The sequence below is a fragment of the Streptomyces sp. NPDC041796 genome, from assembly GCF_055590785.1.
In genome coordinates this window covers 507,023-520,719 of sequence record NZ_JBVJAH010000004.1, presented here as the reverse complement: position 1 = coordinate 520,719, position 13,697 = coordinate 507,023, and the positions used below count along the sequence as shown (strand labels likewise).

Sequence of the window (13,697 nt, the reverse complement as noted above, 5' to 3'; positions counted from 1 at the left end):
GTGAACACGTCATCGCTCCCCGCACGGCCGCAGCGCGAGGCGGTACGGTGGGGCGTGAAGGATGCGGCTACACGGTCCGAGGAGGGAGCCACCGATGATTCTGCTCCGTCGCCTGTTGGGTGACGTGCTGCGTCGGCAGCGCCAGCGCCAGGGCCGTACTCTGCGCGAAGTCTCCTCGTCCGCCCGAGTTTCGCTCGGCTATCTCTCCGAGGTGGAGCGGGGGCAGAAGGAGGCTTCCTCCGAGCTGCTCTCCGCGATCTGCGACGCGCTTGACGTACGGATGTCCGAGCTCATGCGAGAGGTGAGCGACGAGCTCTCGCTGGCTGAGCTGGCCGAATCGGCAGCGGCGAGTGAGCCGGTGCCGGCACCAGTACGCCCGATGCTCAATTCTGTGTCCGTGACGTCGGTGGCGGGTGTGCCGACGGAGCGGGTGACCATCAAGGCGCCCGCGGAGGCGGTGGACGTCGTCGCCGCCTAGGGCTCCCGCGTTTTGGGAGCAAACGTTTTGGGCTGAGCCCCGGTCGGGTACCCGAATGGCCGACCGGGGCTTTCGTTTACCCCGAATGCCCGTTTCAGGTCGTATGTGCAATGGTGGACGGGTGTGCGCTCCCGCCGCACGCCGGGAAACGGAGGATTCGGAATGTCAGTCGTGAAGAGCCCGCTGTCCGACGCCGACCTGAAGGTGGTCGGCGAAGCTCTGCAGGGCGCACTCGTCGACGCGGTGGACCTGTCCCTCGTGGCCAAGCAGGTGCACTGGAACGTGGTCGGGCCGCGCTTCCGCTCCATTCATCTGCAGCTCGACGAGGTAGTGACCACCGCCCGCCAGCACTCCGACATCATGGCGGAGCGCGCGTCGGCGCTGGGTGTCACTCCGGACGGCCGGGCCACGACGGTCGCGTCCAGCACGGCGATCAAGAACGTGCCGACGGGCTGGATCAAGGACGATGAAGCGGTGAGGATCATGGTCGAGGCGCTGGTGACCGTGGTCGGGAGGATGCGTGAGCGGATCGAGGCGACCGACAAGCCCGACCCGGTGACGCAGGATCTGCTGATCGCGCTGACGGCCGACCTGGAAAAGCACGCGTGGATGTTCCAGGCGGAGAGCCGTCAGGCGGACAACCCGTAACGTCACCGGGCGCCGGGATGGTCAGGACAGGAGGGTGTGCCGGAGCACGTGCGCTGGAGGCGCGCACCGGTACGCCCTCCCGTCATGTGATCGGGCCGCACTAGCGTCGACCGGAGGAGGCGGTCATGGTACGGCGACGGGTCGCGCTGCCGGCGCTCGCGTTGGTGCTGGGCGCGCTGTGGTGGTGGGCGGTGCTGAGACTGGTCCTGGCGCCCGCTCAGGCGGGGCCGGTCGAGGCGACCATGGCGGCGGGAGGCTGGGGGCTGAGCCTGCTGCCGGTGCACGTGGCTTCGGCCCGTACGGTCTCGGTGACGCGTACGCCCACGCCGTCCCATGCGACGCCCACGCCGTCCCATGCGACGCCCAGGCCGTCCCATGCGCCGTCCCGCGTATCGTCCCGCGTGTCGTCCCGGGTCGTGCGCCTCACCAGGGCATGGCTACGCCGCCGTTCGGGCGGAGGATCTGACCCGTCGTGAACGACGAGGCGTCCGAGGCCAGATGGAGGACCGTCCGGGCGATGTCCTCCGGCTCACCCACCCGGCCGAGCGGGGACATCCGCACCATGACGGCCTCGAAGCCCAGTTGCCGGTCAGCCGCATGGCGCTGTGTCATGGGCGTACGGACCCATCCGGGCGCGACGACGTTGACGCGGACGCCGTGCGGCCCCACCTCGGCGGCCAGGGTGCGCGTCAGTTGGACCACGGCGGCCTTCGAGGCGCTGTAGCAGAGCAGGCCCGGGCTCGCCGCGTCCACCGCGCCCGACGCCATCGTCACGATGGAGCCCCCGACGCCGTGCCCGATCATCGAGCGGGCCGCCTCCTGGCACGCGTACAGGGTGCCCTTGAAGTTGACGGCGAATACGCGATCGAGGTCCTCGTCCGTCGTCTCCAGGACCGTGCTGGTGTGCATGACGCCCGCGATGGCAGCCATGACGTGGAGCGTGCCGACGCCGTCCACGGCGGCGCGGAGGGCGGCGCGGTCGGTCACGTCGAAGACGTGCGGGTGGGCCGTGCCGCCCTGGCGGGCGATGAGGGCCCGGGTCTCGTGCAGACCGAGCTCGTCACGGTCCGCGCAGTGGACGGTGGCGCCCGCCTCCGCGAGCAGGACGGCGGTGGCGCGGCCGATGCCACTCGCGGCTCCGGTGACGAACGCGGTGCGGCCGGCGAGGTCGTACGGCGAGAGGGCCATGCCGGGACGGTACGACTGAGCTGACGGCCCGTCAATTAGGGGGAGCCGGGCCGGACTGGCAGCCCGGACACCAGTAGGAGATGCGGTCCCGTCCCGTCTCCTCCTTGCGGCGGACGGCGGTGCCGCAGCGGTAGCACGGCTGGTTCTTGCGGCCGTAGACGTAGAGCTTCCGGTCGGGGCGGTCGGTGGTGAGGATCGTCCGGCGGTCGAAGCGCTCCTTGTTCGCCTCCAGAAGACGGTGGGCGGTGGCGATCAGCCGCTCGGGGACGCCCGGGGGCAGGTCGCCGACCAGGAGCCAGGGCGTGACCCGTGCCATGAAGGCGAGCTCGCACTTGTAGACGTTGCCGATGCCCGCGAGATTCCGCTGGTCCAGCAGCGCTTCGCCGAGGGGACGGGCGGGGTCCGCGCACACCCGGCGCACCGCTTCCTCGGCGTCCCAGTCCGGCCCCAGGAGATCGGGGCCGAGGTGACCGACGACGGACGGTTCGTCGCTGGTACGGATCAGGTCCAGGACGGGGAGGCGGTAACCGACCGCTGTGTGGGTGGTGGTGCCGAGGATGACCCTGATCTGGTGGCCCGGCCCGCCGTTCCACCGCTCGTCGGGCGTGTAGACCCGCCAGGAGCCGTCCATCTGGAGGTGGGAGTGGAGGGTGAGACCGCCCTCGATCCGGGTGAGGAGGTGCTTGCCGCGCGGAGTGACGTCGAGCAGGGACCGCCCGGTGAGGTCGGCGGTCGCCAGGCGCGGGACCCGCAGGTCGGAGCGGGTCAGCAGCTTGCCCGCGAGTGCGGTGTGCAGGCGCCGGGCGGTCAGCCAGATGGTGTCTCCTTCGGGCATGCGTCCATGATGCGGGAAGCGGTGGGGGTGGGGGCGGAGTGCGGCGCGGCTACGGGTGGCGGTGGGGGTTGGGGATGCGGATCCGGGGGTTGGGGTGGTGAGGCTTGAGGCGGTGTCTGGGGTGGTGGTAGCTGGGGTGGTGGGCTGACCGGGCTCCGGGCGGGCGCGGGGCCGGCCGGGGTGCGGCCGCGTCAGGCGCGGAGGCGGAGGCCTCGTGGGGTCGCGTGGAAGCCGGCTGCTTCCAGAGAGCGGGACAGGGGGGACATGAGGGCGGCCACGCCATTGATCCGCTCGACCGTGACCGTGCCGAGGGAACCCGCGCGGGCGGCTGCCGCGAGGGCTTCGGTGGCCGCCTGGAGGGCCGGGTCGTCCGGTTCGGTGGGCCAGGACAGGAGAGTCTTGCCCCCGCGCTCCATGTAGAGCGTGAGCTCGCCGTCGACGAGGACGACGAGGGCGCCGGCCTTCCGGCCGGGTTTGTGCCCGGCGTCGGCGGGGGGCTCGGGCCAGGACAGCGCGGCACCATACGCGTTGGCCGGGTCGGCGGCGGCGAGGACGACGGCGCGGGGGGCGGTCGCGGAGTCGGCGCGGTCGCGGGCGGTGGCCGCCGCGCGGAGACGGTCGACGGCGCCGTCCATCGCGAACTGGGCGGCTCCCAGGCCCTCGACGACATAGCCGCGGCGGGCCTGGCCGCTGTCCTCGAAGGCCGACAGCACCCGGTACGTCGCCGAGAAGCCGCCCTCCACGCCCTCCGCGGCCACCGCGCCGCGCGTGACCACACCGTGCCGGTCCAGCAGGGTGCGGGCCAGGGCGTGGGCGCGGTGGGTGGGCTCCGGCTCCGGGGGTGGGAGGAGGGACCAGCGGCCGCTGACGGTGGGCGGGCCGGAGCGGGAAGCGGTGCGGGCGGCCGCGGTCAGCGTGCCGTACCGGCCGCGGGGGACGGTGCGCTTGGCGCGGTGGGCGGTGGAGCCCGCCGTACGCCCGGAGCCGAGCAGGGAGCGCAGCGGCGCCAGGGTGTCGTTGGTGAGCCGGCCGGACCAGGCCAGGTCCCACAGGGCGTCGGCCAGCTGGGGATCCGTGGCGTCGGGGTGGGTGGTGGCGCGGATCTGGTCGGCGATCTGGCGGAAGAACAGGCCGTACCCGCCGGAGAGGACGGACATGACCGACTCGTGCAGGGCGGTGAGCTCCAGCGGGTGGGGCTGCGGAAGGAGCAGGGGAGCCGCGTCCGCCAAGTAGAGCGAGACCCAGCCGTCCTTGCCGGGCAGGGCGCCCGCTCCGGCCCACACCACCTCGCCGGTGGTGGTGAGCTCGTCGAGCATGGCGGGGCTGTAGCCGGTGACGCGGGAGGGGAGGACCAGCTTTTCGAGGGCGGAGGCGGGGACGGGCGCGCCCTGGAGCTGTTCGATGGCACGGGCCAGTCCGTCGATGCCGCGCAGACTGCTGCCGCCCAGGTGCTGCCACTGCGGCAGGAAGGTGGCGAGTGCCGCCGGAGGAACCGGCTCCAGCTCGTGGCGGAGCGCGGCGAGCGAACGGCGGCGCAGCCGGCGCAGCACGGCCGCGTCGCACCACTCCTGGCCGATGCCCGACGGGTGGAACTCGCCCTGGACGAACCGGCCGGCGGCGGCCAAGCGGTGAAGGGCACCGTCCGTGACGGCGGTGCCGAGACCGAACCGGGTGGCGGCCTGGGCGGACGTGAAGGGGCCGTGCGTGCGCGCGTACCGCGCGAGGAGGTCGCCGAGGGGGTCCTTGACCGGCTCGGTGAACGCCTCCGGGACACCGACCGGGAGGGCCGTGCCCAGCGCGTCGCGCAGCCGGCCCGCGTCTTCGACGGCCGCCCAGTGGTCGGCGCCCGCGACACGGACGCGGATGGCCCGGCGGGTCTTCTCCAGGTGCCGTGGCCAGTCAGGGTCGGCGCCGCGCTCGACCAGCTCGGTGTCGGTCAGCGGGCCGAGGACGCGCAGCACGTCGGCCACACCCTCGACGTCCTTGACCCGGCGGTCCTCGGTGAGCCATTGGAGCTCGCTCTCCAGCTCGGTCAGGACGTCCGCGTCCAGCAGCTCGCGCAGTTCCGCCTGGCCCAGCAGTTCGGCCAGGAGCCGCGAGTCCAGGGACAGGGCGGCGGCCCGCCGCTCGGCGAGCGGGGAGTCGCCCTCGTACAGGAACTGGGCCACGTAGCCGAACAGGAGCGAGCGGGCGAAGGGGGACGGCTCGGGGGTCGTCACCTCGACCAGCCGGACGCGACGTGACTCGATGTCGCCCATCAGCTCCCGCAGTCCGGGCACGTCGAAGACGTCCTGGAGGCACTCACGGACCGCTTCCAGGACGATCGGGAACGACCCGAACTCGCTGGCCACCTGGAGCAGCTGGGCGGCGCGCTGGCGCTGCTGCCACAGGGGCGTGCGCTTGCCGGGGTTGCGGCGCGGCAGCAGCAGGGCGCGGGCGGCGCACTCCCGGAAGCGGGACGCGAACAGGGCCGAGCCGCCGACCTGGTCGGTGACGATCTGGTCGACCTCGCCCTTGTCGAACAGGACGTCGGCGGCGCCGACCGGCGCCTGGTCGTTGTCGTACTCCAGGCCGGGGGACGCCGCCGGGTCCTGGTCGAGCAGGTCCAGGCCCATCAGGTCGGCATCGGGCAGGCGCAGCACGATGCCGTCGTCGGCGTGCATGACCTGGGCGTCCATGCCGTACCGCTCGGTGAGCCGGGCGCCCAGGGCCAGCGCCCACGGGGCGTGCACCTGCGCGCCGAACGGCGAGTGCACCACGACGCGCCAGTCGCCCAGCTCGTCGCGGAACCGCTCCACCAGGATCGTCCGGTCGTCGGGCACATGGCCGCACGCCTGCCGCTGCTCCTCCAGGTATGCCAGGACGTTGTCCGCAGCCCAGGCGTCCAGGCCCGCCGCCAGCAGCCGCAGCCGCGCGTCGTCCGGTGCCAGCGAGCCCACTTCGCGCAGGAACGCGCCCACCGCACGGCCCAGCTCCAGCGGACGGCCCAGCTGGTCGCCCTTCCAGAACGGCAGCCGGCCGGGCACACCGGGCGCGGGGGAGACCAGCACCCGGTCGCGCGTGATGTCCTCGATGCGCCACGAGGAGGTGCCCAGGGTGAACACGTCACCGACGCGCGACTCGTACACCATCTCCTCGTCGAGCTCGCCGACCCGCCCGCCGCCCTTCTTGGGGTCGGCGCCCGCCAGGAACACCCCGAACAGGCCCCGGTCGGGGATCGTGCCGCCGGAGGTGACGGCGAGGCGCTGCGCCCCCGGCCGCCCCGTGACCGCGCCCGTGACGCGGTCCCACACCACGCGCGGCCGCAGCTCCGCGAACGCGTCGGACGGATACCGCCCGGCGAGCATGTCCAGGACGGCGGTGAACGCCGACTCCGGCAGCGACGCGAACGGCGCGGCCCGCCGGACCACGGCCAGCAGGTCGTCGAACTGCCAGGTGTCCAGGGCGACCATGGCGACCAGCTGCTGGGCCAGCACGTCCAGCGGATTGGCCGGGATCCGCATCGACTCGATGGAACCGCTGCGCATGCGCTCGGTGACCACGGCCGCCTGCACCAGGTCACCGCGGTACTTGGGGAACACCACGCCCGTGGAAACCGCGCCCACCTGGTGCCCGGCGCGGCCGACCCGCTGGAGTCCCGAGGCCACCGACGGCGGCGACTCGACCTGGACGACCAGGTCCACCGCGCCCATGTCGATGCCCAGCTCCAGGCTGGAGGTGGCGACCACGGCGGGCAGGCGGCCCGCCTTGAGGTCCTCCTCGACCAGGGCCCGCTGCTCCTTGGAGACCGAACCGTGGTGCGCCCTCGCCAGCAGCGGCGGGGCACCCTTCGCCGCGCCGGACTGCGCCATCAGCTCGGCGGGGGACTGGTCGTCGGGGAGGGCCTCTCCGGTGGCCCGCTCATAGGCGATCTCATTGAGCCGGTTGCACAGGCGCTCGGCCAGCCGCCGGGAGTTGGCGAAGACGATCGTCGAGCGGTGCGCCTGGACGAGATCGGCGATCCGCTCCTCGACATGCGGCCAGATCGACGGCTTGTCGGCGTTGCCCCCGGCGTCCGCGGCCGGTGAACCGCCCAGCTCGCCCAGGTCCTCGACCGGCACGACCACCGACAGGTCGAACTCCTTGCCGGACGCGGGCTGGACGATCTCCACCCTCCGCTGCGGCGACAGGTAGCGGGCCACCTCGTCCACCGGGCGGACCGTCGCCGAAAGCCCGATACGGCGGGCCGGGCGGGGCAGCAGCTCGTCGAGCCGCTCCAGGGACAGCGCGAGATGGGCGCCCCGCTTCGTGCCGGCGACGGCGTGCACCTCGTCGAGGATCACCGTCTCCACGCCGGAGAGCGCGTCCCGCGTGGCGGAGGTCAGCATCAGGAACAGCGACTCGGGCGTGGTGATCAGGATGTCCGGCGGCCGGGTGGCGAGCGAACGCCGCTCGGCGGCGGGCGTGTCGCCGGAACGGATGCCGACCCGTACGTCCGGCTCGGGCCGGCCGAGGCGGACGGACTCCTGCCGGATGCCCGTCAGCGGACTCCGCAGATTGCGCTCCACGTCGACCGCGAGCGCCTTGAGCGGTGACACGTACAGCACCCGGCAGCGCTTCTTCGGGTCGGCGGGCGGCGGCGTGGACGCGAGCCGGTCGAGCGAGGCGAGAAACGCCGCCAGTGTCTTGCCGGACCCGGTCGGGGCGACGACCAGGACGTCCGACCCCTCGCCGATCGCCCGCCAGGCGCCCTCCTGGGCCGCGGTGGGCGCGCTGAAGGCCCCCGTGAACCAGCCTCGGGTCGCGGGGGAGAAGGAATCGAGCGCAGTCCTGGCCATGTCCCCCATCGTGCACCCCGCCACTGACAATCCGGCGCGGCAGCGCTGTCCGGGACGTGGACGCCGAGGTCAGCGGTGGTGCGGCCGGACGCAGAATGGAGGAATGACGAGCACGCGGGGGCGGGAACGGGAAGGCGAATGGGCCAGGCACTGGCAGTACCCGGGTGTGCCCGGGCTCGACCTGCTCCGCGCCCGCTACGTGCGCCATTCCTTCAGCCGGCACAGCCACGAGGGGTTCGTCCTCGGCGCCGTGCGGCGAGGGGTCGAGGACGTCGTCATGCCCGAGGGCACCATCCAGGCCCGCCCCGGCACCGTCGTCATGATCAACCCGGAGGTGCCGCACTCCGCGCACGCGGGGGTGCCCGAAGGCTGGTCCTACGCGACCCTCTACCCGTCGTCGGCGCTCGTCGCGGCGATCGCGGAGGAGGAGACGACCCTGCGTGGCACCGTCGGCTTCGCCGAGACCATCGTCGAGGACGAGGACACGGCCCAGCTCATCCGCGCCGTGCACCGGGCGGCCGAGGAAGGCAACGCGCTGGCCGCCGACAGCCTCCTCCGGGTGGCCGTCGCACGGCTGCTGCGCCGCCACGGCCAGTCGCTGCCCCGGCGCCGGCCGCTCGCCGCCGGGTCCCGCACGGCCTTCCTGGCCAGGGAGCTCCTCCTGCAGCGCATGGTCGAGCCACCGTCCCTGGAACAGCTGGCGCGGGAGCTCGGCACCAGCCCCTTCGCCCTGCTGCGCGCCTTCAAGGCCACCTACGGCATGCCCCCGCACACCTGGCTGACCAACGCGCGCGTGCGTACCGCCCGCCGCCTGCTGGAGGCCGGCACGCCGCCGGCCGCTGCAGCCACCGCCGTCGGCTTCACCGACCAGCCCCACCTCAACCGGCACTTCACCCGGATCGTGGGGGTACCCCCGGGCGCCTACCAGCGTGAGCGTGCAGGAACGTACAAGACCGAGGGGCGTCCCGCTCCGTAGCGTCGGGGCGTGGCAGAACAGACAGCACTCCCAGGGACAGCACTCCGAGGGACAGCACGCGACGGGACAGCGGGCGACCGGACGGCGGGCGACGAGACCGCGCTCGAAGGGACGGCGCTCGAAGAGACGGCTTTCGAAGGGACAGGCGTACCGCCCGCGGGCAAGCCCGACCGTGCCGTGGTCCGTGACGCGCTCGGTGTGGGCGTCGCCGTCGGGCTCTCCGGCTTCGCGTTCGGCGTGACCTCGGCCGGGGCGGGGCTCAGCCTGCTCCAGACCTGCGCGCTCAGCCTGCTGGTCTTCACCGGCGCCTCGCAGTTCGCGCTCGTCGGCGCCCTCGCGGCCGGCGGGAACCCGTTCACCGCCGCGGCCGGCGCCTTCTTCCTGGGCACCCGCAACGCCTTCTACGGGCTGCGGCTGTCACAGCTCCTGGCCCTGCCACGGTCCGTAAGGCCGCTCGCCGCCCACTGGGTCATCGACGAGACGGCGGCAGTGTCGCTCGCCCAGCCCGGCCGGCGGGCAGCCCGTATCGGCTTCACCGTCACCGGGCTCACCCTCTATGTGCTGTGGAACCTGACCACGCTCCTCGGGGCACTGGGCGCCGAGGCCATCGGCGACACCGACAGCTGGGGACTGGACGCCGCCGGACCGGCCGTCTTCCTCGCCCTGCTGGCCCCCATGCTGCGGACGACCACCGAGCGGGCGGTCGCCGGGATCGCCGTCGTCCTGGGACTCGGCCTCCTGCCTGTGCTGCCCGCCGGAGTGCCGGTCCTGGCCGCGGCCCTCGCCGCGCCCGCCGTGCTGTGGCTCCAGGGCCGCGGAACCACAGCCAACGGCAAGAACGCGTACTACGACAAGGCGCACAACAACACGGACAAGAAGGGGACGGAACGGTGACCATATGGCTCGCCATCGGCCTGACCGCGGTCGGCTGCTACCTCCTCAAGCTGGTCGGGCTCCTGGTGCCCGCAGGGGCACTGGAACGGCCGCTGGTGCGCCGGCTGTCGGCGCTGCTGCCCGTCGCCCTGCTGGCCGCGCTGACCGCACAGCAGACGTTCAGCACCAACAGCGCCCTCGTCGTGGACGCCCGGGGGGCCGGTCTCGCCGCCGCGGCACTCGCCCTGGTGCTGCGCGCGCCGTTCCTGGTCGTGGTCGCCGCCGCCGTCGTGGTGACGGCGGGCGTCCGGGCCGTGGGCGGCTGACGGTACGGCCTCCTCGTACGCCCGTGAGCGGCGCCGGTCGGCGGCTCAGCCGCCGATCCGGCGGCCGTGCGCCCGCAGCGTACGCAGCGCCTCGATCGTGACGATCGGACGCGACTCCAGGGCCGTGCCCGGTGCCCACTGGCGCCATCTGACCGGCCAGCCGCCGTCCTCCTCCTGGTCGCCCTCGAGGAAGTCCAGGGAACGGGCCATCTCCTCGTCCGTGAACCAGCGGCGGGCGAGGGAGTCCGGCACGCGCGCGTAGTCGTGCGGAAAGTGGTGCTCGCCCGGCGCGTATCCCGGGGCGACCGGATACTCGGCGACGCGCTCCGGATCCAGCACGGCCAGCCGCTGGTCCCGCACCAGACGGCCGAGCCGGTCCGCGGCGGCCTCCGCGCGGCTCCGGTCCGGAACACCGTCCAGGAACGCGACGGCGGCCTGGATCTCGTACGGGTGTGACTTCTCCAGCGCGTCGATGGCCGCCCAGCAGAAATCCGTGGCGCGGAACAGCCACGCGTGCCACACCTGGTTGCGGTGGAGCACACCGACCACCGGGCCGGTGGCCAGCAGCTCGCTCGGGGGATCGTCCACGATCGGCATGAACGGGGCGGCCGGGTAGCCCCGGAGGGAGGGGTGGAGGGCCGGAAGGGCACCGTCCTGGGTGGACACCCCCGTCAGATAGCGGCAGATGCGCTCCACGCGCAGCCCGCCGCAGCGGCCGATGGAGTCCAGCACCCGCAGCGCGTGCGCGGTGTGCAGCGGCTGACTCACGGGTCCGCGCAGATCCGGCTCCAAGGCGTGGCCGTACCCCCCGTCCTCGTTGACGTACGCGGTCAGGGCGGCCTCCACGGGGTCGGCGCCACCGCCCAGGAAGTGGTAAGCGAACCGGCGCTGTTCGAGCACGCGGGCCGTCAGCCAGATGAAGTGCTCGGCGCGCGAAAGAGGAGTTCCAGCCATGTTCAGACCGTAGGGCGGAAAGGGCTTTCGGCAAGGGGCGTGGACGGGGCTGCACTCTCAGGAGCGGGATACTTGAGGCATGCGGTTGACGATTTTCTGGGAGCGGATGGCGGACCACTTCGGTGAGGTCTACGCCGAGTCCTTCGCTCGGGACCATGTGATGTCCGAGCTGGGCGGCCGGACGGTGTACCAGGCGCTGGACGCGGGGTGGGAGGCGAAGGACGTGTGGCGCGCGGTGTGCGCGGCCGTGGACGTCCCCGCTGACAAGCGGTGACGCCGGGGGAGTGGGTGTCGTGCGTGCGGTGGGGCCGGTGAGCGGCAGCCCCGCCGGGCAGTGGTGATCGGGCCGGGGCGACCGCTCCACGCGGTGCGGCCGTGTGCGGCACAACTGTGAGGCGGTGATCTCCGGGCTGGCCGGCCGATTGTCGTAGCCGTAGGCGAGACTTGCCCCGTGGCCCCGACTGACGAGACCGAGACGAGCACCACCGAGCCGGTGACGCGCGAACCCGCGTCGCCGGCCATGGACACGGCCGCCGTGCCGCCGAGCAGGGCCGCGGAGCCGACCGCGACCACGCCGGCCGGCGACAGGGCCCCCGCCGCCCGCATGCCCCGCTGGCTGCCGAGGGCCATGGTCATGGCCCTCGCCCTGTACGCCTGCTTCCAGCTGGGCAGTTGGGCCTTCCACCAGCTCATCGGCCTGCTGTTGAACATCCTGATCGCGTTCTTCCTCGCGCTGGCGATCGAGCCGGCCGTGGGCCGCATGGCCGCCCGGGGAATGCGCCGCGGGCTCGCCACCTTCCTGGTGTTCTTCGCCGTCCTGGCGGTCGGCGTCGGCTTCGTCGTCCTGCTCGGCTCGATGCTGGCCGGTCAGATCATCGAGATGGTCGAGGACTTCCCCCGGTACCTCGACTCGCTCATCAACTGGATCAACCACACCTTCCACACCGAGCTCTCCCGGGTCGAGGTCCAGGACAGCCTGCTGCGCTCCGACTGGCTGCGGAAGTACGTGCAGAACAGCGCCAGTGGGGTCCTGGACATCTCCGCGACCGTGCTCGGCGGGTTGTTCAAACTGCTGACGATCTTCCTGTTCTCGTTCTACTTCGCGGCCGACGGGCCGCGGCTGCGGCGGGCCCTGTGCTCGGTCCTGCCGCCCGCGAAGCAGGCCGAGGTGCTGCGCGCCTGGGAGATCGCCGTCGACAAGACCGGCGGCTATCTGTACTCGCGCGGTCTGATGGCGCTGATCTCCGGCGTCGCCCACTACGTCCTGCTGCAGTTCCTGGCCGTGCCGTACGCGCCCGCGCTGGCCGTCTGGGTGGGACTGGTCTCCCAGTTCCTCCCCACCATCGGTACGTACCTGGCGGGCGCCCTTCCGATGCTGATCGCCTTCACCGAGGACCCCTGGTACGCGCTCTGGGTGCTGGTCTTCGTGGTGGTGTACCAGCAGTTCGAGAACTACGTGCTGCAGCCCAAGCTCACCGCCAAGACCGTCGACATCCACCCGGCGGTCGCCTTCGGGTCGGTCGTCGCCGGCACCGCGCTGCTCGGCGCGGTCGGGGCGCTCATCGCGATCCCGGCGGTCGCCACCCTGCAGGCGTTCCTCGGGGCGTACGTGAAGCGGTACGACGTGACGGAGGACCCGCGTATGCACGGCCACCGGCGGCACGGCGAGGCCGTCCTCGCCCGCGTGCAGCGGGCCCTGCGCGCCAAGAAGGAGAAGGAACTGGCGGAACGGACGACACCGCCCTCGGACGGCGTCTGAGGCCCGCACCCGGCCCGTTCTGGGGCGGCCCGCACCAAGGCCGCCCTCCGGCGGGTGCTCAGGGCCGTTCGAGGACCGGCTCGGGCAGGAACCGGGCGAGGGGGGACGGGAGCCACCAGGCGCCGCGGCCCAGGAACTGCATGACCGCCGGGACGATCAGGCAGCGGATGACGAGCGCGTCCAGGAAGATGGCCACGGCCAGGCCCAGCCCGAACTGCTGAAGCATCCGGTCCGGGCTCAGGACGAACGCCGGGAACACCACGATCATGATGGCCGCCGCCGCGGTGAGGACCTTGCCGGTCGCGGCGAGCCCCTCCCGTACCGCGCCCTGCGGGTCCTTGGTGCGCTCCCACTCCTCCTGGATACGGGCCAGCATGAACCGAGCCCGAGGGCGACCAGCCCCATCAGCGCCACGATCGCCGTGCAGCCGGCGAAGAAGACCGTGCGCCCGGCCGCGTTCAGGGCCAGGCGCGTGGCCCTCTCCGGCTCGGCGCCGCCCAGCAGGCTCACTGCGGTAACGGGAGAAGACCAGCAAGACGTAGTCGATGCCGACGCCCAGGCCCACCAGCATCATGACCGGCGGGGTGAAGTCGGCCACGGACGCGAGGTGCGGGGCCAGCGCGAGCAGACCGACGGCCCCGCCGACCGCGAACAGCGCCGTCACCACCGGCAGGCTCGCGGCCGCGTGCAACCGGGGTGCGGGCGCGTGCGCGGACCGGGTGTCCGGAGGGGTGCGCGGCCGGGATGGCGAGCGGGCGCCACGGACCGGTGTGGCTCGCTTGACAGCGAATTCGAACATCCATTCTCATGGGGTTCCGCCCCGGAACCACGGGGGCGGCGAGG

12 protein-coding genes and 2 pseudogenes are annotated in these 13,697 nt (G+C 72.9%); 8 read left to right on the top strand and 6 right to left on the bottom strand.

The window, feature by feature from the left end:
• Nucleotides 1–94: 94 nt before the first annotated feature.
• The 3 genes from ACZ6C1_RS10810 (at nt 95) to ACZ6C1_RS10800 (ending at nt 1,602) form a co-directional block, all read left to right on the top strand.
• On the top strand, nt 95–478 hold the full coding sequence (locus tag ACZ6C1_RS10810; protein WP_019889909.1) for a helix-turn-helix domain-containing protein: 384 nt from the start codon (nt 95–97) through the stop codon (nt 476–478).
• Between the two features lie 162 nt (nt 479–640).
• Nucleotides 641–1,126 (top strand): Dps family protein, encoded by a 486-nt coding sequence (locus tag ACZ6C1_RS10805; protein WP_469239848.1) that lies wholly within the window; start codon nt 641–643, stop codon nt 1,124–1,126.
• 125 nt (nt 1,127–1,251) lie between these two features.
• Nucleotides 1,252–1,602, top strand: coding sequence for a hypothetical protein (locus tag ACZ6C1_RS10800; protein ID WP_469239847.1), 351 nt, complete (start codon nt 1,252–1,254; stop codon nt 1,600–1,602).
• Here ACZ6C1_RS10800 and ACZ6C1_RS10795 read toward each other — a convergent pair.
• The 3 genes from ACZ6C1_RS10795 to ACZ6C1_RS10785 form a co-directional block, all read right to left on the bottom strand.
• On the bottom strand, nt 1,550–2,314 hold the full coding sequence (locus ACZ6C1_RS10795) for an SDR family NAD(P)-dependent oxidoreductase (RefSeq protein WP_469239845.1): 765 nt from the start codon (nt 2,312–2,314) through the stop codon (nt 1,550–1,552). The genes ACZ6C1_RS10800 and ACZ6C1_RS10795 overlap by 53 nt on opposite strands.
• Nucleotides 2,315–2,345: 31 nt before the next feature.
• The gene (locus ACZ6C1_RS10790; RefSeq protein ID WP_469239843.1) at nt 2,346–3,149 is read right to left on the bottom strand and encodes an Fpg/Nei family DNA glycosylase; all 804 of its coding nucleotides are present in this window, start codon (nt 3,147–3,149) and stop codon (nt 2,346–2,348) included.
• Nucleotides 3,150–3,340: 191 nt separating this feature from the next.
• On the bottom strand, nt 3,341–7,966 hold the full coding sequence (locus ACZ6C1_RS10785; RefSeq protein ID WP_469239841.1) for an ATP-dependent helicase: 4,626 nt from the start codon (nt 7,964–7,966) through the stop codon (nt 3,341–3,343).
• A gap of 103 nt (nt 7,967–8,069) precedes the next feature.
• Between ACZ6C1_RS10785 and ACZ6C1_RS10780 the strand changes: the two genes are divergently transcribed.
• From ACZ6C1_RS10780 to ACZ6C1_RS10770, 3 genes are all read left to right on the top strand, one after another.
• Nucleotides 8,070–8,942 carry an AraC family transcriptional regulator gene (locus tag ACZ6C1_RS10780; RefSeq protein ID WP_469239839.1) on the top strand — a complete coding sequence of 291 codons (873 nt, stop codon included), beginning with the start codon at nt 8,070–8,072 and terminating at the stop codon, nt 8,940–8,942.
• Nucleotides 8,943–9,119: 177 nt separating this feature from the next.
• A complete protein-coding gene (locus ACZ6C1_RS10775) occupies nt 9,120–9,836 on the top strand; it encodes an AzlC family ABC transporter permease (protein ID WP_469239888.1) in 717 nt (238 codons plus the stop codon).
• Nucleotides 9,833–10,141, top strand: coding sequence for an AzlD domain-containing protein (locus ACZ6C1_RS10770; RefSeq protein ID WP_469239837.1), 309 nt, complete (start codon nt 9,833–9,835; stop codon nt 10,139–10,141). The genes ACZ6C1_RS10775 and ACZ6C1_RS10770 overlap by 4 nt, the downstream gene beginning before the upstream one ends.
• Before the next feature lie 45 nt (nt 10,142–10,186).
• Here ACZ6C1_RS10770 and ACZ6C1_RS10765 read toward each other — a convergent pair whose 3' ends face one another.
• Nucleotides 10,187–11,095 (bottom strand): hypothetical protein, encoded by a 909-nt coding sequence (locus tag ACZ6C1_RS10765; RefSeq protein ID WP_469239835.1) that lies wholly within the window; start codon nt 11,093–11,095, stop codon nt 10,187–10,189.
• Between the two features lie 79 nt (nt 11,096–11,174).
• Between ACZ6C1_RS10765 and ACZ6C1_RS10760 the strand changes: the two genes are divergently transcribed.
• A complete protein-coding gene (locus ACZ6C1_RS10760) occupies nt 11,175–11,369 on the top strand; it encodes a DUF3046 domain-containing protein (RefSeq protein WP_433113419.1) in 195 nt (64 codons plus the stop codon).
• Nucleotides 11,370–11,699: 330 nt separating this feature from the next.
• Nucleotides 11,700–12,854: an AI-2E family transporter gene (locus tag ACZ6C1_RS10755; RefSeq protein ID WP_469239886.1), complete on the top strand. Its 1,155-nt coding sequence runs from the start codon at nt 11,700–11,702 to the stop codon at nt 12,852–12,854.
• A 58-nt stretch (nt 12,855–12,912) separates the two neighbouring features.
• On the opposite strand, the pseudogene ACZ6C1_RS10750 reads toward ACZ6C1_RS10755, so the two are convergent.
• Together ACZ6C1_RS10750 and ACZ6C1_RS10745 are read right to left on the bottom strand one after the other, a co-directional pair.
• Nucleotides 12,913–13,221: pseudogene (locus ACZ6C1_RS10750) on the bottom strand (MMPL family transporter); the annotation flags it as partial.
• A gap of 225 nt (nt 13,222–13,446) precedes the next feature.
• A pseudogene (locus ACZ6C1_RS10745) lies at nt 13,447–13,653 on the bottom strand (hypothetical protein); the annotation flags it as partial.
• Nucleotides 13,654–13,697 lie beyond the last annotated feature (44 nt).

Coding starts and splice junctions, on each gene's coding strand:
- ACZ6C1_RS10805 (WP_469239848.1), top strand. CDS start 641: ATGTCAGTCGTGAAGAGCCCGCTGTCCGACGCCGACCTGAAGGTGGTC.
- ACZ6C1_RS10800 (WP_469239847.1), top strand. CDS start 1,252: ATGGTACGGCGACGGGTCGCGCTGCCGGCGCTCGCGTTGGTGCTGGGC.
- ACZ6C1_RS10765 (WP_469239835.1), bottom strand. CDS start 11,095: ATGGCTGGAACTCCTCTTTCGCGCGCCGAGCACTTCATCTGGCTGACG.
- ACZ6C1_RS10780 (WP_469239839.1), top strand. CDS start 8,070: ATGACGAGCACGCGGGGGCGGGAACGGGAAGGCGAATGGGCCAGGCAC.
- ACZ6C1_RS10795 (WP_469239845.1), bottom strand. CDS start 2,314: ATGGCCCTCTCGCCGTACGACCTCGCCGGCCGCACCGCGTTCGTCACC.
- ACZ6C1_RS10755 (WP_469239886.1), top strand. CDS start 11,700: ATGCCCCGCTGGCTGCCGAGGGCCATGGTCATGGCCCTCGCCCTGTAC.
- ACZ6C1_RS10785 (WP_469239841.1), bottom strand. CDS start 7,966: ATGGCCAGGACTGCGCTCGATTCCTTCTCCCCCGCGACCCGAGGCTGG.
- ACZ6C1_RS10790 (WP_469239843.1), bottom strand. CDS start 3,149: ATGCCCGAAGGAGACACCATCTGGCTGACCGCCCGGCGCCTGCACACC.
- ACZ6C1_RS10810 (WP_019889909.1), top strand. CDS start 95: ATGATTCTGCTCCGTCGCCTGTTGGGTGACGTGCTGCGTCGGCAGCGC.
- ACZ6C1_RS10760 (WP_433113419.1), top strand. CDS start 11,175: ATGCGGTTGACGATTTTCTGGGAGCGGATGGCGGACCACTTCGGTGAG.